Consider the following 26,910-nt stretch of genomic DNA (forward strand, 5'->3'; position numbering starts at 1 on the left):
CGCGTGCTGTCCCTGCCTGATCACAAAAATAATGTAGTCATGGACGGTAGCCTCCGATGATCGACAACACTTCCTTGCGTGGGACGAATCCCGCGCAGCCCGACTTTTCCTCGTTGAAACCGTTCGATGCAGACCTGTGCGTGCACGGTCTGTTTGAAGCGCAGGTGTTGCGCAACCCCGAGGCCATCGCCGTACGCTGGCAGCAGGAGGCGCTCAGTTACCGTGAACTGAATATCCGCGCCAACCGGCTGGCCCATCACCTGCGCCACCTCGGGGTCGGGCCGGACGTGCGGGTCGGACTGTGTCTGGAGCGTTCGCTGGAGATGCTGGTCGGCGTACTCGCAGTGCTCAAGGCCGGCGGCGCCTATGTGCCGCTGGACCCGGCCTATCCGCAGGCGCGGCTGGCGCACATGCTGGCCGACAGCGCACCGCCGGTGGTGCTGACTCACGGCCAGGCGCGTGATGTTTTGCGGGCGGCGCTCGAACAGTCGGCGACAGCACCCGCGATATTGGATCTGGCCGACGCCAGTGATTGGACTTCGCTCCCGGCAGACAACCTCGACCCTCACGCAATCGGCCTGACACCCCGACACCTGGCTTACGTGATCTACACCTCAGGCTCCACCGGCACCCCGAAAGGCGTGATGGTCGAGCATCGCGGACTGGTCGCCGTGAGCGCCGACTGGGCGCAGCTCTATGGATTGGGCGAGCCGGTCAATCACCTGCAGATGGCCGGTTTTTCCTTCGACGTGTTCAGCGCCGACCTGATCCGTGCGCTGGGTTTTGGCGGCACGCTGGTGCTGTGTCCACGGGACACCCTGATGGACCCGCCGGCCCTGTATCGCCTGATGCGCGAGGCGCAGATTGGCTTTGCCGACTTTGTGCCGGCGCTGCTCAATCCGCTGCTGGCGTGGGTCGAAGAGGCTGGTCACGATCTGTCGTTCCTGCGCACCGTGGTCTGCGGCTCCGACATCTGGACTGCCCACAGCGCACGGCAATTACGCAGGCTTTGTGGTGAACAGGTGCAGATTGTCCAGGCTTACGGCGTGACTGAAGCAAGCATCGACAGCACCTGTTTTGAATTCACCGAAAGCAGCCAGATTGACGCGGTGCTGCCCATAGGCCGGGCACTGCCCAATACCCGGATTTACCTGCTCGACGTTGACGGCGCACCGGTTGCCGAGGGTGTTGCGGGCGAGTTGTACATCGGTGGCGTCGGCGTGGCGCGCGGTTATCTGAACCTGTCGCAACTGACCGCCGAGCGTTTCATTGACAGCCCGTTCGTGGCGGGCGAACGCCTTTACCGCACCGGGGACCTGGCGCGTTACCGGGCCGACGGCCAACTGGAATTCCTTGGCCGCAACGATTCCCAGGCCAAGTTGCGTGGCCTGCGTCTGGAACTGGGGGAAATCGAAACCCGCCTGGCGGACATTCCGGGCGTGCGGGAAAGCGTGGTGCTGCTGCGCCAGGACAGTCCCGGTGAGCCTCGTCTGGTTGCCTACTACTGCGAAAAACCGGACACAACGCTGAGCCCGCGTTCCCTGCGTGAACAGCTGCACATCAGCCTGCCGGATTACATGGTTCCGACCGCATACGTGCGGCTCGCCGCGTTACCGCTGACCGCCAACGGCAAGGTCGATCGGCCCGGTCTGCCGGCACCGGATGTCGAGGCATTTGATCAGCAGGAATACCAGGCACCCCAAGGCTCGCTGGAAACCGCAATCGCCGCGATCTGGGCCGACGTGCTCGGCGTCGAGCGAGTCGGGCGTCAGGATCAGTTCTTCGCTCTCGGCGGTCACTCGCTGCTGGTGATGCGCGTGCTGGCGCAGGTTCGTCACACGCTGGGGCTGGAAGTCGCGCCTTCGACGCTGTTTGCCGCGCCGGTTCTGGCGCAGTTCGCCGAACGGCTGCAAGCCAATCAGGCTGCGGCTCGTCCCGCCATCACAACCCTTGAACGCGTGGGCGCGCAAACGTTGTCGTCTGCCCAGCAGCGCCTGTGGTTTCTGGCACAAATGGAGGGTGGCAACGCGGCGTATCACATGCCGTTGAACCTGCGTTTGCGCGGTTCGCTGGACGTGGCGGCACTCGAACGCAGCTTCAATCAACTGGTGGCGCGCCATGCTGGGCTGCGCACCACGTTCATCGCCGTTGAAGGGGAAGGGCGGCAACTGGTTTCGCCGCCAGCGCACAGCATCCGGCTGACGGTGACTGACGTGCAGGGCCACGATGCGCAAGAACGCCTGACCCGCTTGATCGACGAAGAGGGCGGTCGACCGTTCGACCTGAGCCGGGGCCCGTTGATGCGGGTCAGCCTGCTGCGATTGGCGGCGGATGACCATGTGTTGCTGCTGACCCAGCACCACATCATCTCTGACGGCTGGTCGATGGGCGTGCTGACCCGCGAGCTCGGTCAGCTGTACGCAGCGGCGTTGCTGGATCGCGACGATCCGCTGCCGCCCTTGCCGGTGCAGTACGTGGATTACGCGGTGTGGCAACAGCAATGGCTGTCCGGCGATGTGCTGGAGCAGCAAAGCCGTTACTGGCGCGAAACCCTGACCGGCGCGCCGGTGCTGCTGGAATTGCCGACCGATCACAAGCGCCCGCCCGTGCAGGATTACCTCGGCGGGTTTGTGCCGCTGGTCTTCGACGAAGTTTTGACCGCACGCCTGAAAGCCTTGGGCATGCAGCAAGGCACCACGCTGTTCATGAATCTGCTGGCCGGTTTTTCGCTGCTGCTGTCGCGCCTGTCGGGGCAAAGCGATGTGGTGATCGGCGTGCCATCGGCCAACCGCCCGCAGCAGGAGCTGGAAGGGCTGATCGGTTTCTTCGTCAACACCCTCGCGCTGCGCATGACTCAGTCGGGTACGCCGTCGGTGGCGCAATGGCTGCAACAGGCGCGGCGAGTGGCGCTGGACGCTCAGGAACATCAGGACTTGCCCTTCGAGCAAGTGGTGGAATTGCTCAATCCACCGCGCAGTCTGGCCCACAGTCCGCTGTTCCAGGTGCTGTTTGCCTGGGAGCAGGATCAGGATTCCGATCTGCTGCTGACCGGGCTCGACGTTACGCCGGTCGAGAGCAGCCATCATGTGGCCAAGTTCGATCTGCAACTGGCGCTCCATGAGCGAGACGGGCAGATCGTCGGTGGCCTGGAATACGCCTCGGGCCTGTTCGAGCGTGGCACCGTCGAGCAGTTCGGCGAGTACCTGCGCCGGGTGCTGACGCAGATGGTCGAGGACAGCCAGCAGTCGCTGGCGAGGATCAAGCTGCTGAGCGCCGAGCAACACCAGCAGATCGTTCATGACTGGAACCGCACCGCACGGGATACCGCGTCGATGCCCGGCTGCGTGGCGCGTTTTGAAACCCTTGCCCGGCAAACGCCCGATGCTGTGGCGCTGCTCGCCGACCGCGAACAACTGAGTTACGGCGAACTGAATCGCGCGGCCAATCGCCTCGCGCATTACCTGATCGAACAAGGCGTCGGCCCTGAACATCGCGTCGGTTTGTGCCTGGAGCGCTCGCCGCAAATGGTCATCGGCCTGCTGGCGATCCTCAAGGCCGGCGCGGCGTACGTGCCGTTCGACCCGGCTTACCCTAGCGAACGTCTGGCGTTCATGTTCAGTGATGCCGCGCCGACCATGCTGCTGACGCAATCGAGCCTGATGGCCGGGCTGCCGGCTAACGAGGCGAAAATCTGCTGCCTGGACACCGACGCATCGCAATGGGCGCAGCACCCGACGAATGATCCGCACGTCAATGTGAGCCCGGAAAACCTCGGCTACGTGCTCTACACCTCCGGCTCCACCGGCCGCCCGAAAGGCGTCGCTCACAGCCGTTGTGCGCTGGACAACCTGATTGCCTGGCAGCTCGATCAAGCGACTGCACCGCAACACGTGCTGCAATTCGCCTCGCTGAATTTCGACGTCTCGTTCCAGGAAATCTGCAGCACGCTGTGCCAGGGCGGCAGCCTGTTGCTGATGACTGAAGACAGCCGCAAGGACCTCGCCGCGCTGCGCCCGACCCTGGTGGCCGAAGGCGTGCAGCGGGCGTTCCTGCCATTTGCCGTGTTGCAGCAACTCGCCGGTCTGACCGAGGCCGAGGCACCGATGCCGGCCGGCGGCTGCGAGATCATCACCGCCGGTGAAGCCCTGCAAATCAATGACGAGCTGCGCGGTTTCGTCCGTGGGCTCGGTGGCGGGCAACTGCACAATCAATACGGGCCGACCGAAACCCATGTGGTCAGCCAGTTCAGCCTTGACTGCAACGAGGCCGAATTTTGGCCGGACGCGCCGCCCATCGGTCGTCCCATCGCCAATGCGCGGCTGTACGTGCTGGACGAGCATCTGAATCCGGTCCCGGTCGGCGTGGCGGGCGAGTTGTACATCGCCGGCGCCTGCCTGGCTCGTGGCTATCTGAACCGCCCGGACCTGACCGCCGAACGCTTCCTGCCGGACCCGTTCAGTGCCGAACCGGGCGCGCGGATGTACCGCAGCGGCGACCTCGCGAAATTCCAGTCCGACGGCAACGTGCAATACCTGGGACGCATCGACCAACAGGTGAAACTGCGCGGCTTTCGTATCGAACTCGGCGAGATCGATAGCTTGTTGCATCAACAACCAGGTGTGCAGGAAGCCGCCGTGTTGCTGCGTGAGGACGTGGCTGGCGACAAACGTCTTGTGGCTTACGTGGTCGGCACTGCGACCAGTGAATTCCTGCGAGCCGAATTGCAACGCCAGTTGCCCGAGCACATGATCCCGAGTGCCTGGGTGCGGCTCTCGCAATTGCCGCTGACCCGCAACGGCAAGCTCGACCGACAAGCGCTGCCGGCGCCGGAACGCAGCGCCGGGGCGACTTACGAGGCGCCGCGCAACGACATTGAACGGCAAATGGCCGAGATCTGGGCCGAAGTGCTCAAGTGCGAGCGGGTCGGCATCCACGACAACTTCTTCGACCTCGGCGGCCACTCGCTGCTGGCGACGCGGATGATCTACGCGATCAACCAGCGGATGGGCGCGCAATTGTCCCTGAGCAGCCTGTTCCAGACACCGGCGTTGCTGGATCTGGCGGCGCAGGTTTCGCGTGAAGAGCAGAGCGCTGAACCGGCGTTCATCCAGATCGAGCCGGATCGCGGCAATCGGCATCAGCCATTCCCCCTGACCGATATCCAGCAGGCCTACTGGTTTGGTCGCGAAGCCACGGTCAGCCTCGGTGGCGTCAGTGCCCACGGTTACGAAGAACTGCGTATTCCCGAATTCGACGCCGAACGTTTCGAGCTGGCGCTGAATCGCATGATCCTGCGCCACGACATGCTGCGCGTGGTGTTCCTCAGCGACGGCACGCAACAAGTGCTGGCGCAGGTGCCGACCTATCGCATGCCCCGCAGCGACCTGCGCGGTTTACCCGCTGAAGTGGCGCAACGCACCCTTGAAGCAACCCGCGAACGCCAGTCCCATCAGGTGCTGGACGCCAGTCGCTGGCCGCTGTTCGAGTTCAGCCTGTCGCTGCTCGATGACGGCATCACCCATTTGCACATCAGCCTCGACGCGCTGATCGTCGACGCTGCGAGCACGCAGATTCTCGCCCGCGAACTCATGGCCTTCTACGTTGATCCGACGCTGGACCTGGCGGAACCGGGCCTGACTTTCCGCGACTACGTGCTGGCCGAACAGCAACTGCGAAGCGGCCGCCGTTACGAGCAGGCGCTGGGCTACTGGCGTGAACGGGTGACCACTCTGGCCCCGGCACCGGACCTGCCGCTGGTGCGCCAGCCCGAAAGCATCGCCAACCCGCACTTCACCCGCCGCGACCGTGACATGTCGGCGGCGCAGTGGGCGCAACTCAAAACCGTGGCCAAACAGTTTGCGGTGACGCCGTCGGTGATGCTGCTGACCGCGTTCAGCGAAGTGCTGGCGCTGTGGAGCCGAACGCCGCGTTTCACCCTGAGCCTGCCGCTGTTCAACCGCATGCCGCTGCACACCGATGTCGACGAAATCATCGGCGACTTCACCTCGCTGGTGCTGCTGGAAGTCGGTATCGACGGAACACAAACCTTCACCGACAAGGCCCGCACGGTACAGGCGCAACTGTGGCGTGACATCGACCATTCGGTGGTCAGCGGCGTGCGGGTGCTGCGCGAATTGTCCCAGGCCCGGGGCGTGCAGCAGACGGCGATGCCGATCGTGTTCAACAGCACGTTGTCGGAAGCAGCGCCGGAGCTAGCCGAATTCAATCTGGCCGACGCGTTGAATGCCAAACACATGCACAGCATCACCCAGACCCCGCAAGTGTGGCTCGACCACACGTTGCTGGAGCTGGAAGGGCGCCTGTTGTTCAACTGGGACAGCATCGACGAGTTGTTTCCGGAAGGCATGATCGAGCAGATGTTTGTCGCCTATAACACGTTGCTCGACAGCCTGTGCGAGCCGGCAGCCTGGGGCGGGAACACGCCACAACTGCTGCCGCAGGCGCGGTTGCCGGCACCGGTCGACCATCAGCAAACGCTGCCGTTGATGCACGAACTGTTCGAACGTCAGGCCCTCGCCACACCGGATGCACTGGCGGTGATCGGCGCGCGACAGCTGACCTACATGCAACTGCGCAACGAAGCCCGGCAACTCGGCGCCCGACTGCAAGCGCAGGGCGTGGTGCCGAACAGGTTGGTCGCGGTGGTGATGGAGCGCGGTTGGGAGCAAGTGGTCGCGACCCTGGCGATTCTGTATGCCGGCGGCGCCTACCTGCCGATCGAACCGACTCAGCCAGCGGAACGGCTGCGGCATATTCTGGAGCGTGCCGAGACAAGTCTCGCGCTGACCCAACCGACGCTGCTCGACAAAATCGAATGGCCGGCCCAGATCACGCCCATTGCTGTGACCGGTGCAGTCTCAAACGATGCCTTGCCACTGCAACCAGTGCAGGTAAACGAAAGCGACCTCGCTTACGTGATCTACACCTCAGGCTCCACCGGTCAGCCGAAAGGCGTGGTGATCGACCATCGCGGTGCGGTCAACACCTTGCTCGACATCAACCGCCGTTTTGCCGTCGGGCCGAATGATCGGGTGTTGGCGATCTCGTCGCTGAGTTTCGACCTTTCAGTCTATGACTTCTTCGGCACCCTGGCGGTGGGCGCGGCGGTGGTCATCCTCGATCCGCAACTGACTCTCGATCCGGCGCACTGGCTGGCGTTGATCGAACGTCATCACGTCAGCCTGTGGAACTCGGTGCCGGCGCTGCTCGGCATGCTGGTCGAGTACGTGGAGGGCGAGGGCGGGGCATTGCCTGCCAGCCTGCGGGTGGCGATGCTGTCCGGCGACTGGATTCCGCTGACCCTGCCCGAGCGGGCCTGGGCCTTGCAGCCGAAGCTACAACTGATCAGCCTCGGTGGCGCCACCGAAGCGTCGATCTGGTCGATCTATTATCCGGTGACGCACGTCGACCCAGCCTGGCGAAGCATTCCCTACGGCAAGGCTCTCGACCATCAGCGCTTCTACGTTCTGGATGAAGCGCTGCAAGTGCGCCCGACCTGGGTCGCGGGGCAGTTGTACATCGGCGGCATCGGTCTGGCCAAAGGTTACTGGCGCGATGAAAAACTCAGCGCCGGCAGTTTCTTCGATCATCCACTGACCGGCGAACGGCTCTATCGCACCGGCGACCTCGGCCGTTTGCTCCCCGACGGCAACATCGAGTTCCTCGGTCGCGAAGACAATCAGGTCAAGGTCCAGGGCTATCGCATCGAACTGGGCGAGATCGAAGCCGCGCTCAATCGCCATCCCGGCGTGCAGAGCGCGGTGGTGCGGATTCTTGGCAGCACGTTGGGCGAGAAGCGTCTGGCGGGCTACGTGCTCAAGGCCGATCCGGCGCTGCAGGCCAGTGATTTCAGCGCGTACCTGAGCGACAAACTGCCGGCCTATATGATTCCGGCGTCGTTCACCTTCGTCGAGGTGTGGCCGTTGTCGTCCAACGGCAAGGTCGACAAAAAACGCCTGCCGGAACCGGAGCAAATCGAGGAGCAGGGGCCGGCGCTGGAAGTCGAGGGCCCGCAGGAGCAGCGGCTGGTGGAGATCGTGCAGGGCGTGCTCAAGCGCGAATCCATCGCCGCGAATGCCAACCTGCTGAACCTTGGCGCGACTTCGATCGATATCGTCAGGATCAGCAACGCCTTGTCCGGCGCCTTGCAGTTCCGCCCGCACGTGGCGCAACTGCTGGCCCAGCCGACGTTGCTGCACCTGCTTGGCATGTACCGCCAGAACCGCGCGCGTCAGGATCTGCTCGGCAACGTGCAGCAGACCACGGAGCCCGTGCAGGACATCATCGAAGATCCCCAGCAGCGGGCGCAGTTCAAGGCTGAACAGCGCGGGCGCCGCCACTTTGCTGAAACTTTGCCGGCAGTGGCGCTGGATCTGCCGCAAGACCCGGCTTTCGCCCGGCGTTTGAGCGATTACCGCTCGGTGCGTCAATACGATCTGCAACCGATCGCCACCCAGGCCTTCGCCCATGTACTGGCGGCGCTGGCCCAGGGGCAACTCGACGGCGAGGTGAAATACCAGTTCCCGTCGGCGGGCGGGTTGTACCCGATTCAGGCGTACCTCTACGTCAAAGCGGATCGCGTGCTCGGCGTGCCCGGTGGCGCGTATTACTACGATCCCCGCCAGCATCGTTTGCTGGCGCTCCAGAGCGGATTGCTCGACCCGGACACCTACGACTATTTCGTCAATCGCCCGGTTTACGAGAACGCCGCGTTCTCGCTGTTCTTCATCGCCGACATGGCCGCGATCCGTCCGTTGTATGGCGAACGCAGCCGCGATTTCTGCCACATCGAAAGCGGGGCCATGGCCCAGTTGCTGAGCATGACCGCCGTCGAGCATGGCCTGGGTCTGTGCGGCATCGGCTCGGTCGAGGAGCAGCAACTGACGGCGCTGTTCGACCTCGGGCCAAGTCATGAATTGATCTACTCGATGATCGGCGGGCTGCGCACGGCCGATGAACAACACCGCGCGCCGGTCGAGGCGTTTGCCATCGAGCCGGTGACCGCCAGCCTGGACGACGAAGACATGGAGGAGTTCGAAGTATGAATGCCGATCAATTGCTGGCGTTGTTCGCTCGCCATGGCGTGGTGCTCGAAGTGGACGGTGACAGGCTGCGCTGCAAGGCGCCGCGCGGGTTTCTCACCGAAGAACTGACCCAGGCGCTCAAGCTTCATAAGCAGGAACTGATTGCCTTGCTCGGCGGGCACAATGACGCGGTGATTCCCCGCCGTGCCGGCGAGCACGCGTCCTGGCCGTTGTCGTTCTCGCAACGGCAACTGTGGTTTCTCGATCAACTGGAGCCCGGCAACCCGTTCTACAACGTGCCCACGGCGGTGACGCTCAAGGGACGACTGGACGTCGCTCAACTGGAGCGGGCGCTGAACCAACTGGTTGCCCGCCACGAAGTCCTGCGCACGACGTTTTGCAAGGTCGGCGGTGAACCGCGTCAGGTGGTGCACCCGTCGATGCCGCTGTCGTTGTCGGTGACGGATCTGCGCCAGTTGCCTGACGACGAGCGCGAGCAGCAAGTGCGATTCGCCGTCGAACAGGATGCCCGGGCGCCTTTCGATCTGGCCACCGGGCCGTTGCTCCGGGCGTCGTTGCTGCGTGTGGCCGACGACGAACATCTGTGGCTGTACAGCGTGCATCACATCATCGCCGACGGTTGGTCGATGGGCGTGATCCTGCATGAAGTCGCCATGCTGTACGGTGAAACCCCGTCTCTTGCGCCGTTGCCGGTGCAATACGCCGACTACGCCTGCTGGCAGCAACAGCGCGTCGGCGGTGCGGTGCTGGATGCTCAGCTCGATTACTGGCGGCGCACCCTGGACGACGCGCCGCTGTTGTCGACCCTGCCCGCCGACCGGCCGCGACCGTTGGTGCAGCGTTATGTCGGCGCCACGTTCAGTTCCTCCGTCGATGGCGGCATCTTGCGTGAACTCACGGCGCTGGCCCGGCAGACCCAGGGCACGCTGTTCAACGTGCTGTTGGGCGCTTTGGCGGTCTTGCTGTGGCGCCACAGCGGTCAGCAGGATCTGTGCGTCGGCACACCGTTCGCCAACCGTAATCGGCCGGAAGTCGAGCCGCTGATCGGTCACTTCGTCAACACGCTGGTGCTGCGTCAGCGCCTGAATCCGCAGCAGACCTTCGCCGAACTGTTGCGCGAAGTGCGGGGGCAGATGCTCGACGTCCACGCCCATCAGGACGTGCCGTTCGACCGCGTGGTCGAAGCCGTCAATCCGCAGCGCGATTCCGGTCATTCGCCGTTGTTCCAGGTGATGCTGGTGTTGCAGAACACGCCGGGCAACACAGTGCAGATGCCGGGCCTGGAACTGGCGCCGTACGGCACCAGCAGTGCTACAGCCAAGTTCGATCTGGCATTCGAATGGGTCGAGCGGGAAGGGCGGCTGGACCTGTTGGTGGAATACAACACCGACCTTTACGACGTCGCGACCATCGAACGCCTGAGCGGGCACTACCGACATCTGCTCGAACAGATCGCCGCCGACGCCAAGCAACCGATCAATGCCTTTCCGTTGATGAACGAGGCTGAGCGTCAGCAGGTGCTGGTCGACTTCAACCGCACCGCACCACTGACGCAAGCGGCGCCCTGCGTGCATCAACTGGTCGAGGCGCAGGCTGGGAGCAACCCTCAGGCCTGCGCAGTGGTGTTCGAAGGCGAATCCCTGAGCTACGCCGAACTCAATGCCCGGGCCAACCGACTGGCGCGACATTTGCGCACGTTGGGCGTCGGCCCGGACGTGCGCGTGGCAGTGTGCATAGAGCGTTCGCTGGAGTTGCCGGTGGCGCTGCTGGCGGTGCTCAAGGCCGGCGGCGCCTACGTGCCGCTGGATCCGGATTATCCGCTGGGACGCCTGAGTCATATGCTCGGCGACAGCACGCCGGCGGTGCTGCTGACCCTCGGTTCGGCACACGGAATCTTGCGTCAGGCCGTGCAAGGCTCGAACCGGGAAGCACCAATACTCGACCTCGAACAAGATGCCGCGAGTTGGGCGTCGTTGCCGGCGGACAATCTCGACCCACGCAATGTCGGCGTCACCCCTGACCATCTCGCCTACGTGATCTACACCTCCGGCACCACCGGTTTGCCCAAGGGCGCGATGGTCGCCCACCGTGGCTTGAGCAATCTGCTGCTGTGGTGTTTGCAGGTCTGCGGCGAAGCGGGGGCGATGCTGCACAAGATTCCGTTCGGTTTCGATGCCTCGGCGTGGGAGACCTTCTGGCCGCTGGCAACCGGCGGAAGGCTGGTGATTGCGCGGCCCGGCGGGCATTACGAACCGGCGTATCTGGCGCGCGAAGTGCGCGAGCAGCAGGTCACGGCGCTGGTGTTCGTGCCGGCGATGTTGCAGCTGTTTCTGGAAGTCGACGAGGTCAGCCAGTGTACGTCGCTGACCGATGTGTTCAGCGGCGGCGGTGAACTGCCGCCAGCGCTGGCGCGGCGTTTTCAGGAGCGTCTGCCCCATGCGCGGCTGCACAACGTCTACGGCCCGACCGAAACCACGGTGATCAACAGCATCTGGACCCTGGAGCCCGGCACCGAGGTGCCGGCCCGGCAACTGCCGATCGGTCGGCCGATTTCCAACAACCGTTTTTACGTGCTCGATGATCGCGACCAGCCGGTACCGGTGGGCGTGACCGGGCATCTGCACATCGGCGGCGTGGGCGTGGCCCGGGGTTATCTGGGGCTGGAGCAGCTGAGTGCCGAACGCTTTATCGACAATCCGTTTGTGGCAGGTGATCGGCTCTACCGCAGCGGCGATCTGGCGCGCTACCGCCCGGACGGTCAGCTGGAATTTCTCGGGCGCAACGATTTTCAGGTCAAGTTGCGCGGCGTGCGCCTGGAGCTGGGCGAGATCGAAGCCCGGCTCGAAGCGTTTCCCGGTATCCGCAGCGCCGTGGTGCTGATGGTCGGCGAAGCAGCGCAGGATCAGCGGCTGGTAGCTTGTTGCGTGGTGGCAGAGCCCGTGGACGAAGCAGCGGTGCACGCCCATCTGGCGACAACCCTGCCCAGAGCGGTGATCCCCGGCAGCTATCTGTGGCTCGACGCATTGCCGCTGACCGCCAATGGCAAGGTCGACCGTGCGGCGCTGGAAGCGTTGGCGGACGAAGAAATGGTCAACCGTCAGGTCAACCTGAGCAGCCCGCGCGACCACATCGAGTTGGCGCTGTACCAGATCTGGAAAAGCCTGTTGCTCGCGCCGCAGATCGGCATTCGCGACAACTTCTTCAATGTCGGCGGCACCTCGATTGCTGCGATCAAAATGGCCCATGAAATCAGCCAGCAGTTTGCAGTCGAAGTGCCGGTGCGCGTGGTGCTCAGCTACCCGACCATCGAGGCGCTGGGCGGCTGGCTGCGGGTCGGGGCCAATCCGGCGCTGGCCCAGAGCAACCTGATCGAATTCCGTCGCGGCAGCGGCCAGCACAACGTGGTGTGCATTCACCCGGCGGGCGGCACGGCGTTCTGTTACCTGTCGCTGGCCAAGGTGCTGCCGGATGAAACCGGCGTGTACGGGGTGCAATCGCCGGGGCTGAATCCGGGGGAAAGCACCGAACCGACGGTCGAAGCGATGGCCGAGGCTTATTTGCGCCAGATCGAGCCGCTGACGCAGCAACCGCTGATTCTTACCGGGCTGTCGTTCGGTGGTCTGGTGGCCTATGAAATGGCGCGGCGGTTGACGGCGGCGGGGTATCGGCAGGTGACGGTGGTGCTGCTCGACACCCAAGGCAGCGACGACCCGGGATTCCGCGAGCAGATCGGTACCGTGGACATGGCCGAGTTCCGCGACAAACTGGTGCGCTTCAACGGCATGTACCCAGGCATCGAAGACGCCCAGGTCGAACGCTACTTCAACATCTACAACCATAACCGGTTGGCCATGGCCGCCTATGAGTGCGCGCCGCGCGCCCGTCGCGTGGTGCTGATCCAGGCCCGGGAAGATTTCAGCCGCCATCAGTTGCATGAACTGCGCGGATTCTGGCGTCGCCGCGCGGGCCACGGTTATCTGGCGAAACTGGTCAGCGGCGGGCACTGGGACATGCTCGAAAGCGCGGAAATCCATCGGGTCTCGCAAATCATCCGTCAGGAGCTGCAACGCTTCGACGCGCAGGAGGCGAAATGATGAGTGCGTCCAAAGACATGCCGTTGCTCACGCGTTTTGCCGAGCAAGTGCAGCGCAATCCGCAAGCCCCGGCGGTGATCGATCAGTCGCTCACGCTGACTTACGCCGAACTTGCCAGCGCCAGCGAACGTATCGCCCGAGGATTGCTGGCGCGTGGTGTCGAACCCGGCCAGTCGCTGGCGTTGTGCATGCCGCGTTGTTGGCAATGGTTGGCGGCGATTCTCGGCGCGTTGAAGGTCGGCGCGGTGGTGGTCCCGCTGGATCGGGCCAGCCCGCGCAAACGCCGGGAGTTGATGCTGACGGATGCGGCGTGTGTCGGCCTGATTACCCTGGATGAAGAACCGCTGTGGTCGCCTTCTTTGTGGCAAACCAGTGTCGAGGCGTTGCTCGATCAACCTGACGCTCCGCCGCAAGCGCTGGCCGAAGACTTCGCCGAGGTGATGTTCCTGTTCTACACCTCGGGCACCACCGGCACGCCTAAAGCGGTCGAGGTTGGCGAGCGCGGCTTGCTGCGTCTGGCTCAAACCGATGGCTATATCGAGATTCGCCCGGCGGACCGGTTTGCCTGCCTGTCCAACCCGGCGTTCGATGCGTGCAGTTTCGAACTGTGGGCGCCGCTGCTCAATGGCGGTTGCTGCGTGATGATCGCCGACGAGGACGTGCTCGATGCACGTCGACTGGCCAAAGTGCTGGAGCGGACGCAGGTCGACAACCTGTTCATGACGGTGTCGCTGTTCAATACCTTGATTGCCGAGTGGCCGTCGTGCTTTTCCAGCGTGCGTCAGGTGCTGATCGGCGGTGAGCAGATCAGCGCTGCCGCCGTGCGCGGATGGTATCGGGCCAATCCTGAGAGCCGCTGCCGGATTTATAACGTCTATGGCCCCACCGAGTGCACCACGTTTGCCCTGTGCTGGCCGATCAGCCGTGACTTTGCCGGTGACTCGGCGCCCATTGGCCGACCGTTGCCGGACACTGGTGTGTCGGTGCTGGATGAGCAGCAACGGCCGGTGCCGGCGGGCGAGGTCGGCGAGCTGTATTTGAGTGGCAGCGGTGTCGCCCGTGGCTATCGCAACCGGCCCGAAGAAACCGCCCGCCAGTTCGTTCGTTTACCCGACCTCGACGGTGGTGCGCAGGTGCATTACCGCACCGGTGATCTGGTTCGGCGTAATGCCGAAGGCTTGATCGAGTACCTGGGGCGGGTTGATCGGCAGGTGAAGATACGCGGCTTCCGGATCGAGCCGGGGGAGGTGGAGCAACGGATGCTGGAGTATCCGGGCGTGGCGCAGGTGTACGTCTGCACCCGGCGTCAGGCGGCTGAAGATCATCAGCTGCTGGCGTTTATCGTGCCTCGCGGGGATCTGGATTATCACGTCTTCGAAAACCATCTGCGGGCGCAACTGGCGCCGTATATGCGGCCGCATCAGCTATTCCTGCTGGAGCGCCTGCCGCTGACGGCCAATGGCAAGATCGACCGCGACGGGTTGCTGGCGCAGGGGCTGAAGCCGTGGCATCCAGTGATGGATGCCGTTGACGATGGCGCTGTTTCGCCTGCCTTGAACTGGCTGCTGAAAGAAGCCCGCTCGCTGCTCGGCCAACCAGCTCTGAGCGCGCAGGATGACTGGCTGGGCAGCGGCGGCGATTCGCTCAAGGCCATGCGCCTGCGTTCGGCGATCCGTGTTCGCTGGCAGCGCGAGATCGCCATCGACACGTTGCTCAACAAGCCTTTCTCTTCATTGGCCGAACAACTGACCGGTGAAACGAACTGCGATTCGATCTACCCACCTGCGCCTCCGACCAGTAGCGCAAAACGCCTGCCGGCCACCGCTGAACAGCGCCGCCTGTGGCTGTTGCAACAACGTTCGCCGACCTCGACCGCCTACAGCGTGCCGCTGATTCTGCATCTGGCGGCGGGCGTCGAAGTCGCGGCACTGACTGAGGCTTTGGGGCGACTGGTGCAGCGTCATCCGGGACTGCGCACGGCTTTTGCGCCCGGTGCCGATGGACTGGATCAGGTGATTGCCGAGCAGGGGCCAGCCTGTCGCACCTTCGCGGTCGGGCATTTCACCGAGGACAACTGGCAGGCCTTCGCCGAGCTGGTGTTCACCGCGCCATTCGACCTGACCACCCCGAACCTGTTTCAGGCCTGGTTGTTGCCGTTCGCTGATGGCAGCTGCCGCCTGTTGCTGAACCTGCATCACATCATCGTCGATGGCTGGTCGGTGAACGTGCTGTTCGACGACCTGGCGCAGCTCTACGCCGATGTCCTGCAAGGCCACGATAGCCCCCAACCGGTAGCCCGTTTGACGGCGCTGGAGTTTGGCCAGTGGCAGCGCCAGTGGAGCGTCGATCCGCATTATCGCGACCAGCGCCGGGCACTCGCCGAGTTGCATCGCCGTCAGGAAGAACCGTCGCCTGCATTGATGCCGACGCGCGAAATCAGCCCGGACGCCCGGTTGCACCGGGAACCCTTGGGCACTTTGCGCAGCGCTGCCCTCGAACGGTTCTGCACACAACAGCGTCTGACCCGTTTCGAAGTGCTGTTCAGTGTCTTCGCCTGGAGCCTGTACGCCCTGACCGGCTGCGAGCGGCCACGGATCGCCAGCCCGGTGTCCAACCGGCCATTGGCGGAGTTCGAAGACACCGTCGGCATGTTTGCCAACACCGTGCTGATTCCCACTGCCGTCGAACACGCATCCACGCTGGGCGAGCAGCTGCGCAAACAGACCGCCACCGTGCGCGAAGTGCTGGCGTTGCAGGACGTGGCGCTGGCGGATCTGGTGGAAGACCTGCGGCTGTCGTCGAACCCGTTGCTGTTCGATTTCATGTTCGTGCTGGAAAACACCGATTACGCGGCGCTGACCGATTCCAGCCTGCGCGCCACGCTGGAATTCACCGAGCAGTTGCACGCCAAGTGCCCGCTGACGTTGTTGATGGTGGGCAGCGGTTCGCAGCTGGAGTGCTGGTGGGAATATCAGTGCAGCTATTTCGATGCCGAACAGATGCGGGCGGCGAGCGGGCTGTTTCGCCGAGGGCTGGATTTGTTGCTGGAAACCCCTGCGGCCAGGCTCGATGATTTGCTCGGTCCGTATCGACTTGGTTTGCCACCGGCCAGCGAAGGTCCGGAGATTACGCTGCCGTTCAACACACTGGCGGACGGATTCGAGCATCAAGTGCATTGCACGCCGGAGGCGATTGCGCTGGTTCAGGGGCAGCACCGTTTTACCTATGGCGAGCTGAATACCCTGGCCGATGCTCTGGCGGCAAACCTGATCGGGCGCCATCCCTTGCCGGCCGGGAACGCGCCGCTGCACGTCGTGCTGTTCCTCGATGCCTCGGTGGAGCACATCGTCGCCTTGCTGGCGCTGGCCAAACTCAACCTGTCCGCCGTGCCGCTGGATCCTGCTTATCCGGTGGCGATCCAGCGTCAGGTGCTGGAACAGGCGCAACCGCATTGTGTGCTGTTCAGCGACACAACGGCGGCCGTACTCGACGACCTGAACGTCGGACGATTCGCCACGCATCGGGTCGATCTGCACGCCAATGCCAAAGCGTTTGAGCGTCCGCGCCACGCTGGCGAACGGCCGTTGTACACGCTGTTCACTTCCGGATCGACCGGCACACCGAAAGGTGTGCAAGTGTCCGAGCGAACCTTGTGCAACCTGCTGCAATGGCAGCGCACCGAAGGGCAGTTGCCGGCGAAAGCAATGACCCTGCAGTTCTCGATGTTGTCGTTCGATGTGTCGTTCCAGGAGATCTTCAGCACCCTGTGCGGCGGCGGTTGTTATCACCTGATCACGCCGCGCTGGCGTCAGGACGCCGAGGCGTTGCTGGATTACATGGTCGAGGCGCGGATCGAGCGCCTGTTCCTGCCGTACGTGGCCTTGCAGCATCTGGCGCAAACCGCCGTGGCCCGGGACATTTACCCGTCGGCGTTGCGTGAAGTGATCACCGCCGGCGAACAACTGCTCTGCACCGACGCGCTGCGCAACTGGTTCGGCGGCATGCCGCACGCCTCGTTGTTCAACCACTACGGTCCGACCGAAACCCACGTGGTCAGCGCCTTGCGCCTGCCGCCCGTGGCGCGGGACTGGCCGTTGCGAGCGCCGATCGGCCATGCCGTCGGCAATGCGCGGTTGCTGCTGGTGGATGAGCACGATCGCCCGGTGCCAATCGGCAGTCGCGGCTATCTGCTGGTGGCCGGGCCGATGGTTGCCCGCTGCTATCTGGCTGATCCTGCACTGAATGCTGCGCGGTTTGTCGAGCTGGCAGACGGCTGTCTGTACTACCGCACCGGCGATCTGGCGTGGGCCGATCCTCAGGGTTGTCTGCATTACCTCGGACGTGACGATCAGCAGATCAAGCTCAGCGGCCATCGTCTGGAACTGGGGCAGATCGAGGCGGCGCTGATGCAAGTGCCGGAAGTGGTCAACGCGGTGGTCGCGGTTCAGGCTGATCCACCACGGTTGATCGCCTGGCTGCAGCTCGATGGCCAACCTGCGACCTCGCAACAATTGGATCGTCAGGTTGCGCGACTGCTGCCGGCCCATGTGCGCATCGATGAATACCGACGGATCGACCGCTGGCCACGCACCCCCAGCGGCAAGATCGACCGCAAGGCCTTGGCGAATCTGGGCGAGGCGTTGGAGCGGCGCAGCACGCCACAAGCGGTTGTTCAATTGAGTGCGCTGGAACGGCAGTTGAGCGAGTTGTTCCAGGCCGTGATCGGCCGTGACATCGAGCCGGAGCAGACCTTCTTCGAGGCCGGCGCCACCAGTCTCGGTCTGATGCGTTTGCATGGCCGTTACGCCGCAGAGCTGCCGCACAAGGTGACGATGGCCGATCTGTTCGAGCACGTCACGGTACGGCGTCTGGCGGCGCATCTGTCGACCGCTCCCTCGGCAGCGGCGGAGCGCGTAAGGCAAACCGATGCAGGTCATCAGCCGATGGCGATCATAGGCATGTCGGTCAATGTGGCCGGGGCGCAGAACCTGTCCGAGTTCTGGGCGATGGTGCAAGGCAATGCGCTGGGCATCGAGCACTTTGCCGCTGACGAAGGCCTGGTCGGCGCCCGCAGCCAACTGGCGGGCATGCTCGATTTCGATCCCGAGTACTTTGGCATCAGCCGCCAGGAAGCGCGCCTGATGGACCCGCAACAGCGGCATCTGCTGATGGCGTGTGTGCAGGCCCTGCAACACGCGGCCATCGTTCCGTCGGCCGATGGCCCGCGCATCGGCCTGATCGCCAGTTGCGGCGAAACCACCTACTTCCAGCAGATGCTGCGCGAAACCGCCGAAGACGATCTGCCGGACGGTTTCCAGCTGGCGCTGCATCACGACAAGGATTTTCTGGCGACCAAGGCCGCCTATCACCTGGACCTCAACGGCCCGGCCCTGAGCGTGCAGGCTGCATGCGGCAGTTCGCTGATCGCCGTGCACCTGGCCAGTTCGATGCTGCGTCAGGGCGACAGTGACGTGATGCTCGCGGCCGGGGTGCTGATCGATCCGACCCTGACCGAGGGCTATCGGCATCGCTCACAGCACATCTTCTCTGCCGATGGTCTGTGCCGTCCGTTCAGCGACGACGCCAGCGGTACCCTTGGCGCCAGCGGTTATGGAGTGGTGGTGCTCAAACCGCTGGCCAAGGCGCGGGCCGATGGTGACCGGATTTATGCGTTGCTCGAAAGCTCTGCACTGAACAACGATGGCCGAGCCAAGATGAGCTACACCGCGCCATCGGTGGCCGGGCAGAGCGCAGTCATCCGCGATGCCTTGAACCGCGCCGGATTGACCGGTGCCGACATCGGTTATATCGAAGCCCACGGCACCGGCACTTTGTTGGGCGATCCGATCGAAGTCGCGGCGCTGACCAAGGCTTTCGGCGACGCACCGGCCGGCCATTGCGCGCTGGCCTCGGTGAAGAGCCAGATCGGTCATCTGGGCGCGGCGGCTGGGGTGGTCGGACTGATTCGCGCCAGTCTCGCGGTGTTCCATGGCGTGCTGCCACCGAACCTCGGTTTTGGCCGGATCAACCCGCAGATCGATCTGGAGCATTCGCCGTTCTATGTGCCGACCACGTCCCGGCCATGGCCGGAGGGGCGGCGGCGACTGGCGGGTGTCAGCAGTTTCGGAATCGGCGGGACCAATGCGCATGTCATCGTTGGTGCTGCGCCCACGGCGCAGGAAGTGGGCGAGGAAACGTCGCCGCTGCTGATGATTTCGGCGCATAACCGAGCGGAGTTGCTGCGCGATATCGCGGTGATTCGCGAATATCGGCAAACGAATCCTGAGCAGCACACCGCGTTGCTGCGGCACTTGCAGTCGGGTCGTCGGCAACTGCGCTGGCGCTTCGGGATGGTCTGCCGGCCGGGTGACGACATTCCGTTGCAGCCGACCTCGATCAAGGAAATCACCGCTTCGGGCGCGCAACTTAAAGTCGTTGATCAATCGCCGCAGGAGCTGCTGGACGCCTGGTACGAAGGCGCGAATATCCAGTGGCCGCAACGCTCGGCACCACCGCCCTGGGATTTGCCGCCGTCCTCGTTTGATCTTCAGACGTATCGTTTCCAGACGGCTGAAACTGTTCAACCTGAGGCGCTAGCCCTTGAGCGACAACCGCTGGCGGACTGGTTCCATCAACGACAGTGGGTACGCACCCGGCGCTTGAGCGTGACAGCGACGGCTGGATCCCGTGAGGTGCTGATCCTGTGCAGCCATGAGGCACCGGAATCGACCTTGCTGGCGAGCCTGAACACCGTGTACCGACGCGTGATTCAAGTGCGCACCGGCAACGGCTTCAAACGCTTGAGCGCGGACCGTTTCGAGCTTGATCCGCTGGACACCGAAGCCCTGAACCGATTGCTCGCCGAGGTTGAAGAACCTGAACTCGGCGAACTCGACTGGCTGCATGCCTTGCCGCTGGCGGTGTCGGGCGCGGTCAACGAGCAATCGCTGGATCTGGCGCAGTGGGCCTGTCTGGACACGGTCAGCGCGCTGATGCAGGCCTGGGGGCAAACCGCGCGCACGACACGGCTGCGGCTCTGGTTGATGTCATGGCAGGCGTGCCCGGTGGACGGCGAGGTACAGCGGCCCGAGCTGGCAGCGCTGGCCGGCATCACCGAAGTGGTGCCGCAGGAATACCCGGTGCGTTGCCACTGGCTGGACTGGCCGTCGTCGCGTTTCGAAACGCACACCGGCGAGTTGGCAGCGTTGCTTGCCGATCCGGTTTCATTGCCTCGGCGAATGGCGGTGCGCGACGGTTACCTGTGGCAGCCACGCTTGCTGCCTCAGCCATTGACCGGCCCAACAACCACATCCGGACTTCTGCCGGAAGACGGTACGTTTCTGGTGCTGGGCGGCAGCGGCGGCATCGGCCGGACCTTGTGCGAACACCTGCTACAGGCCCCCGCGCGCCGTGTGGTGCTGATCTCGCGCCAAGGGCAATTGCCTGAGTCATTGGCGGCGTGCGCGTCGCGGATCGACTGCATCAAAGCAGACATTGCCGACCTGCCACGCTGGCCGCAGATCCTCGATCAACTGGCCGTTCGTTACGGTCGCCTGAGCGGGGTGATTCACGCGGCGGGCGTCGGTGCGGGCAGTCTGATTCGCCACCGCGATGCCCGGCAAATGGCCGATGCCATGGCCGCCAAGACTCGCGGCATGCTGGCGGTCGAGGCTTTGATCGAACACCTGACGCCGGGTTTTGTCCTCTATTGCTCATCGATGTCGGCACTGTTCGGCGGCGCGGGGCATCTGGATTACGCGGCGGCCAGCGGGGTGCTCGACGGCTTCACCCACTATCGTCCGAACCCGGCCGACACGTGCCTGCGTTTGGGGATCAACTGGGACATCTGGCGCGATATCGGCATGGCCACCACCAGTAACGGAGGAGATGCCGCACATCTGGAGCATCTGACGGTCGGCCTCTCGGCGGAAGAAGGCTGCCGAGTGTTCGATCTGGCGATGGCGACGCAGTTGCCGCAGCTGCTGATCTCCACCACCGGCATCGACACGGCGCGACGGTTTTATCCGGTTCGCCATGGTGCCGTGGCCGCGCCGGTCGAGGCGCCGAAGGGCGTGGATCTGTCGGTGCGCTTGCGTGAGTGCCTGTGCAAGTGGCTCGGTGTGGCCGAGCTGGAAGATGACGATTCGCTGTACGACCTGGGCGCGGATTCGCTGACGTTGCTCGACCTGATCGACGAACTGCAAGCGGCCACCGGCGAAGTGTTCCAGCTGTCGCAGTTCAGCCACAAGGTCAGCCTGAGCGAGGTGCTGGGGCTGGTCTCGACCGCCAAGGTTGCAGAGGCGGCCGTCGTAACACAGCAGGGCTGGCACGACGCGGTGCGGATCGATCAATGGCATGTCGGTGACGGCCGCGATTGGCTGTACCTGATTCACCCGGTGGGTGGCGATGTTCAGGCCTATCGGGAACTGGTCTCGGCGCTGCCGGCGGAACTGGGGGTGTGCGTGATCGCCGACCCGGCGTTGCGTCTGCCGCAGTTGCCGAACATCAGTGTGGGCGAACGTGCACGTTGGTATCTGGAGGCGATCAAGGCCCATCTTCCGCACGACTGCACTTGGCGTCTGGCCGGTTGGTCGTTTGGCGCATGGGTGGCGCAGGCGCTGTGTCATCAGGCCCAGGCTGACGGGTTCAGGCAGCCGTTGTTGTACCTGATCGACCCGCCCGCGCCGGATGCCGGAAGCGAACTGGCCGGGATCGACGAACAGACCATCGAGCAGGTGTTCCAGCGCGAGTTTGCCCAGCGCTGGCCGGCGGTCGAAGGGCAGGGCATGGCCGAGGAACGCCAGGCTTATTTGCAACGGTTGACGGTGTGCTGCCGCAACAACATGACCAGCATGATCGACTTCCAGCCGCCGGCGCTGGCGACCACAGCGGTGCGGCTGTTCAGCGCCGGGCACGCCAATCCTTACGGGCTGGGCAATGCCTGGAACCCGGATGACCTGCAACGCAACTGGCAGGCCTTGCTGCCGCAGTTGCGCAGCTGGCAAACCCTGGACACCGATCACTACGGCATCGTGGTGGGCCGCTGGGCGCGGTTGCTGGCGGAAGTCATTGGTACGGACGAGCCTGCGCCATGAATGAGGCGATCTCGATGCCGCCATGGTGGCTGGCCTTGACCAAGGTGTTGTGCGAAGCCGAACCGGACGAGGACTTGCGACTGCGCTTGAGCCGATTCCACGGGCAGGTGCCGTTTCAGTTGTTTCATCTCTGGCAGGCGGACGTGGTCATGCCCATGCTCGGCGACGCGTTGCCGGAGCATCAGCAGGCGCTGCGCGCTTTGCAAAGCCTGCATCTGCGGGCGGCGCTCGGCGTGATCGGGCGTCAGGGCGAATGGCGGGCAGCGCTCAAACCGGTGTTGCTGGCGCTGTATCGCAAGGCGTACGCCTATGACGCGGCGTACGCCAAGGCCCACGCCAGTGCGCTGACTTACGGCCTCGCACCGGCCAACACCGCCATGATCGCCGAGCACTTCGGCGATGCCGAGGCGTTCGCCGAGTACTACGCGCAACTGAATACCGAGGCCGCTGCCACCGCGTTTGCCCAGGCTCATGCCAGCGCCAACGCCGAGGTGTCGGCCCGGGCCTTCGCGGACGACGACGCAGACACCTGCGCGCAGATTTGCGCGGCATCCGTGCGGGTTTACGTCGGGGCTTGCGCGCAGGCCGACGAACAACGAAATGCCGTATTCAACCAACTCACCGCCGGGCTTGAGCGAAGTCTGGCTTCGCTGCAATCCCGTTCAACAGGAGAACGACATGAATGACGCACAACTGCAATTCGATGTGGTGATCAACGCCCAGGGTCAGTATTCCCTGTGGCCGGCGGGCAAGCCGATGGCCAGCGGTTGGAGCGAGGCGGGGATGCGCGGTGAGCGCCAGGTCTGTCTGGATTACATCAACGAACACTGGATCGACATGCGCCCGCGTTCGCTGCGCGAGCAGTCATCGGTGTCGTTCCAATAAAAAGGTGAGGGAACATGGATCAGTTGGCACTCAAGGCAATCGAGCGCATCGCCGCAGAACGGCGCGCGCCGTATCAGCACATCACGGTCGAGCGAATCACGCCGATCATCGGCGCCGAGATCGGCGGCGTCGACCTGTCGCAACCGCTGAGCGACAAGCAGCTCGCGGAAATCCGCCGCGCCTTTCTGGAAAACCACGTGGTGGTGTTCCGCGATCAGCATCTGACGGTGGACGAGCACAAAGCATTTGGCCGGCTGTTCGGTGAGCTGCGGGCGCTGCCGGTGGAAGACATCGACGGCGATGACCCGGAACTGGTGGTGATCCGCGCCAATGCGCAATCGCGCTACGTGGCCGGCGAAACCTGGCACACCGACGGCACCGCCGATCTGGCGCCGTCCATGGGTTCGATGCTGTACGTCAAGGAAACCCCGGCCATCGGCACGGGCGGCGATACGCTGTTCGCCAACATGCACCTGGCGCTGGAAATGCTGTCGCCGACGATGCAGCAGTTTCTCGGCGAACTGACCGCGATCCACGACGGCGCGATTCCGTGGAAGGGTTATGAGGCGCCGGCCAACCTGCCGAAAACCGAACACCCGGTGGTGGTTCGCCACCCGGACACCGGGCGCAAAACGCTGTTCGTCAATTCCGGGTTCACGTCGCACATCGTCCAGTTGTCCGGCGGTGAAAGTCAGGTGCTGTTGAACATGCTGTTCGATCTGGTCGCCCGCGAACCGGTCCTCAGCTGCCGCGTGCGCTGGGCGCCGAATACGCTGGTTTTCTGGGACAACCGCTGCACCCAGCACCATGCGGTCTGGGATTATTTTCCACACTCGCGGTATGGCGAGCGGGTGACGATTCTGGGGACGCAGCCGAAGGCTTGAGCCTGAATAAACCGGTGGGAGAGGCGGGGCCACTTCCACCGGTCATTCACAGACCTTGTTTGAGCAGTTGCTCGACGATCAGCTCGCCGAACGCCAGATTCCCGTGCAGCGGGTCATCCTTTTCGCAATACGCCGGAAGCTGAAAACCCTGTTCATCAGTCGCCGCTGCGCGCACATCAATCAGCTGGACGCCGAGCCCTTGCAGGCGCTCGATCAGCAGCGTCTGCGCCGCCATGAATACTCGGGAATCGGACAACTCCGGCACCCGCTGCGGCGGCAATACGGCGAACACCTTGAGGTTCATCGCCCGGGCCTGTTCATAGAACGCCAGCGCAGGTCGGGACAGGGTATCGACGATGGATTCGAACAGGGGACCTGCCAGAAAACCTTCGTCGAATTCGCCGTTCGGTGTCTGGTAGCACGTCCAGTTCGGCGCGGTGGCGAGGTAGTGCAGGCTCAGGCCAATGGTACTCACCAGCGGCACCCCGACTTTCGCCAGTTGCGGCACTTCGAACGGCTCAAGGGCCTGGCGATACAGGCGCTGCATCTCGGCCTCCCGAAACACCACGTCATGGCGGGTCAGGCTGAAAAAGTCCACCGCGAAATCCCGGCCGGTGCCCAGCGGACCGCCGCTGAACGGCAACTCACGGGCCTGCGCCGCCTTGCCGATGACCCCGGCATGGGAGTCGCCCAGAAGCAGAAACCTAGGCGTAGTAATCGAGCACGGCGTCTTCACAGACAAGCTCCTCGCTGGACACGCAGGTGGAGGGCACGCTGACCGGCGTCTGCACCGGTTGAACGGCATCGAGCCCGGCGAAAAACTGCTGCATGACGAACGCCACGCCTTCGGGTGTGACTTCGCGCTGGTTGGGTTGGTAGAACGCGCCCTTGAACGGTGTGCCGGTGATGATTTCGTAGGAGGGGAAATAGTCGACGTCGTGCAGGTCTTCACACAGCTGCCCGGCAACGGCGCGCAGGACCGATTTGGAATAGGTGGTGGCGCTCAGTACATGCTCGCCCGTGGCCGTCGCCGTCAGGGGCACCGGTGACACGGTGAGCAGAACGCGCAATTGCGGGTTGATCGAACGCATCAGCTCCAGCGCCCGGACCATGTCGCCATAGGTGTCCATGAAGCCGAAATTGCAGAAGCGGTGCAGCTGCGGATCGAAGGTGCCGCGTACGGTGCCGGGACACACGGGATACACCAGACCCGTCTGGCGGTTCTGCCAGGCTTCGGTCAGGCCGAGGGTAAACACGAACACTTTGGCCCGACGCAGGGCGGTGCGGATGGCGTCGAGGGTGGCTTCGCGCGATGCGAACAGCGCGTCCTCGCTGGCAAAACCGTCGGGCTCCACGGCGGGGCGGAACGGGTCGAAGAAACGCCCGTCATGGGCCCAGGTATCGTCGGGTGGCAGACTCACGCCCAGCGCCCATTCGAGCCATTGGCACAGCATCGCCGGGGTGTACAGGTTGCCGGTGCGAAACGAGAACATCCCATAGTTGTGGGCCTTCCAGTCGGCTTCGGGCAATTCGGTCGGGGCCGGTTCCGCATCCAGCCAGTTCATGCCGCGCTCCACCAGCGCACGACCGATGTGCTGGGCGAAACACGAGCCGGCGGTGACGATGGCGTCCTTGTTGCCGATTTCGAACTGCGGCGTCCACAGTTGATCGATGTGCAGCGCGGGCTTGTCAGCCACGGCGGTGCGCCAGAAAGCGCGGGGTGGCAGGCATTGATAAGGATTCACGACGAGGGCCTCCTTGGCGGTCGCTGATAAAACGGGGTCAGCTGATTTGATAGCGGTAGATCAGGTCGTCAAACCATCGATCTCCAATCTGATAGGCCTGCGGCACGCGGCGCTCGAATACAAAACCGCATTTCTCCAGCACCTTGCAGGACGCGATATTACCGTCGGTCACGGTCGACTCCAACGAGTCCAGCCCGATGGCGGCGGCATAGTCGATGATCGCCTGCCGCGACTCGGTGCCAAAGCCTTTGCCTTGGTGTTCCGGCAACAGCAGGCAACCCACCTCGGCATGCCCCGGCGACAGGATGCGAAATCCGGTCACGCCCAGTTCCTGCCCGCTGGCCCTGTCGGTCACCACCAGACACAACCAGTGATCCGACTGCGGCCCCCAGGCCGGAAGACGATGCTCGAAACCTTTGCGCACCTGGTCCTCGGCGATTTCACCGAACACGTACTGCATGGTTTGCGGCTCGGAGTGCAGCCTGAGGAACAGCGGCCAGTCGGATTCGACCATCGTGCGCAGGTCCAGGCGTTGCGTGGTGAGCTCGAGCATCCGCTGCTCCTTGCAAGAATGGAAAAAAGGAGAGGGTTTTTTACTTGGTGTGGGGGGAAAGATCAATGAGCGGCACTGCTCGGCATCTTCAATGGTTTTACTGAACCTGAATGTTCATTTTTTTAGCGATGATCGTGACGCCTTCGGTATAGCTGTAACCGTATCCATAGCCGTATCCCCAGCCGCCTTGGGGCATTTCTTTGTATTTGTAATCGTAGCTGTACGCACCGGAAAGGATCGGGAGGATGGATTGAACTTCGTATCCTTCTTCGTTGAGGCGCTTCACCGCGTCATTGATGTCCTCGTTCAAGCGTTGGCCATCGATCTGGGAGTCAGACCAGCCAGTCTGCTTCCATTCGATGACCTTCTCCATCTCCTCTTTTTCGCCAAAAAGCCCTTTTTTCATCCGGCCAGTGGGTACTTTGACTTCTACGTTTTCGCCGATCGGGCAAAAGTGGGCTTTTACGTAAACTGCTTTGTTCATGAAAGTCCTTTCCGCAAAAAATCGAATCTGAGAGACGCTTTAAGAAAATTGATATCCTTTTGATATCAGGAGGCTACTTCAAATGGAGTGATCCTGAAAAGCGAT

General features: G+C 63.5%; 10 protein-coding genes. 6 read left to right on the plus strand and 4 right to left on the minus strand.

The features are described 5' to 3' along the window. Positions 1 to 56: 56 nt before the first annotated feature. From QR290_RS13035 to QR290_RS13060, 6 genes are read left to right on the plus strand one after another with little or no spacing between them, the layout of a single operon-like run. Positions 57 to 9,065, plus strand: coding sequence for a non-ribosomal peptide synthetase (locus QR290_RS13035; RefSeq protein ID WP_289205113.1), 9,009 nt, complete (start codon positions 57 to 59; stop codon positions 9,063 to 9,065). Further along, complete coding sequence (locus QR290_RS13040) at positions 9,062 to 13,159, plus strand: amino acid adenylation domain-containing protein (RefSeq protein ID WP_289205114.1); 4,098 nt, start codon at positions 9,062 to 9,064, stop codon at positions 13,157 to 13,159. The genes QR290_RS13035 and QR290_RS13040 overlap by 4 nt, the downstream gene beginning before the upstream one ends. Then, positions 13,159 to 22,254: an amino acid adenylation domain-containing protein gene (locus QR290_RS13045; RefSeq protein ID WP_435875089.1), complete on the plus strand. Its 9,096-nt coding sequence runs from the start codon at positions 13,159 to 13,161 to the stop codon at positions 22,252 to 22,254. The genes QR290_RS13040 and QR290_RS13045 overlap by 1 nt, the downstream gene beginning before the upstream one ends. Beyond that, positions 22,251 to 22,940 (plus strand): hypothetical protein, encoded by a 690-nt coding sequence (locus tag QR290_RS13050; RefSeq protein WP_289205116.1) that lies wholly within the window; start codon positions 22,251 to 22,253, stop codon positions 22,938 to 22,940. Before QR290_RS13045 ends, QR290_RS13050 begins: the two co-directional genes overlap by 4 nt. Beyond that, positions 22,933 to 23,139, plus strand: a complete 207-nt coding sequence (locus tag QR290_RS13055; protein WP_011333696.1) for an MbtH family protein — start codon at positions 22,933 to 22,935, stop codon at positions 23,137 to 23,139. The genes QR290_RS13050 and QR290_RS13055 overlap by 8 nt, the downstream gene beginning before the upstream one ends. Before the next feature lie 14 nt (positions 23,140 to 23,153). Beyond that, on the plus strand, positions 23,154 to 24,023 hold the full coding sequence (locus tag QR290_RS13060) for a TauD/TfdA dioxygenase family protein (protein WP_289205117.1): 870 nt from the start codon (positions 23,154 to 23,156) through the stop codon (positions 24,021 to 24,023). A 46-nt stretch (positions 24,024 to 24,069) separates the two neighbouring features. Here QR290_RS13060 and QR290_RS13065 read toward each other — a convergent pair whose 3' ends face one another. The 4 genes from QR290_RS13065 to QR290_RS13080 form a co-directional block, all read right to left on the minus strand. Further along, positions 24,070 to 24,759 (minus strand): hypothetical protein, encoded by a 690-nt coding sequence (locus QR290_RS13065; RefSeq protein ID WP_289205118.1) that lies wholly within the window; start codon positions 24,757 to 24,759, stop codon positions 24,070 to 24,072. Then, on the minus strand, positions 24,728 to 25,768 hold the full coding sequence (locus QR290_RS13070; RefSeq protein WP_289205119.1) for a GSCFA domain-containing protein: 1,041 nt from the start codon (positions 25,766 to 25,768) through the stop codon (positions 24,728 to 24,730). Before QR290_RS13070 ends, QR290_RS13065 begins: the two co-directional genes overlap by 32 nt. A 37-nt stretch (positions 25,769 to 25,805) precedes the next feature. Further along, positions 25,806 to 26,321, minus strand: coding sequence for a GNAT family N-acetyltransferase (locus QR290_RS13075; protein WP_007958572.1), 516 nt, complete (start codon positions 26,319 to 26,321; stop codon positions 25,806 to 25,808). Between the two features lie 97 nt (positions 26,322 to 26,418). Then, positions 26,419 to 26,805: a hypothetical protein gene (locus tag QR290_RS13080; protein WP_115077475.1), complete on the minus strand. Its 387-nt coding sequence runs from the start codon at positions 26,803 to 26,805 to the stop codon at positions 26,419 to 26,421. Positions 26,806 to 26,910: the final 105 nt, after the last annotated feature.

This window comes from Pseudomonas fluorescens (genome assembly GCF_030344995.1).
GTDB lineage: Bacteria > Pseudomonadota > Gammaproteobacteria > Pseudomonadales > Pseudomonadaceae > Aquipseudomonas > Aquipseudomonas fluorescens_BF.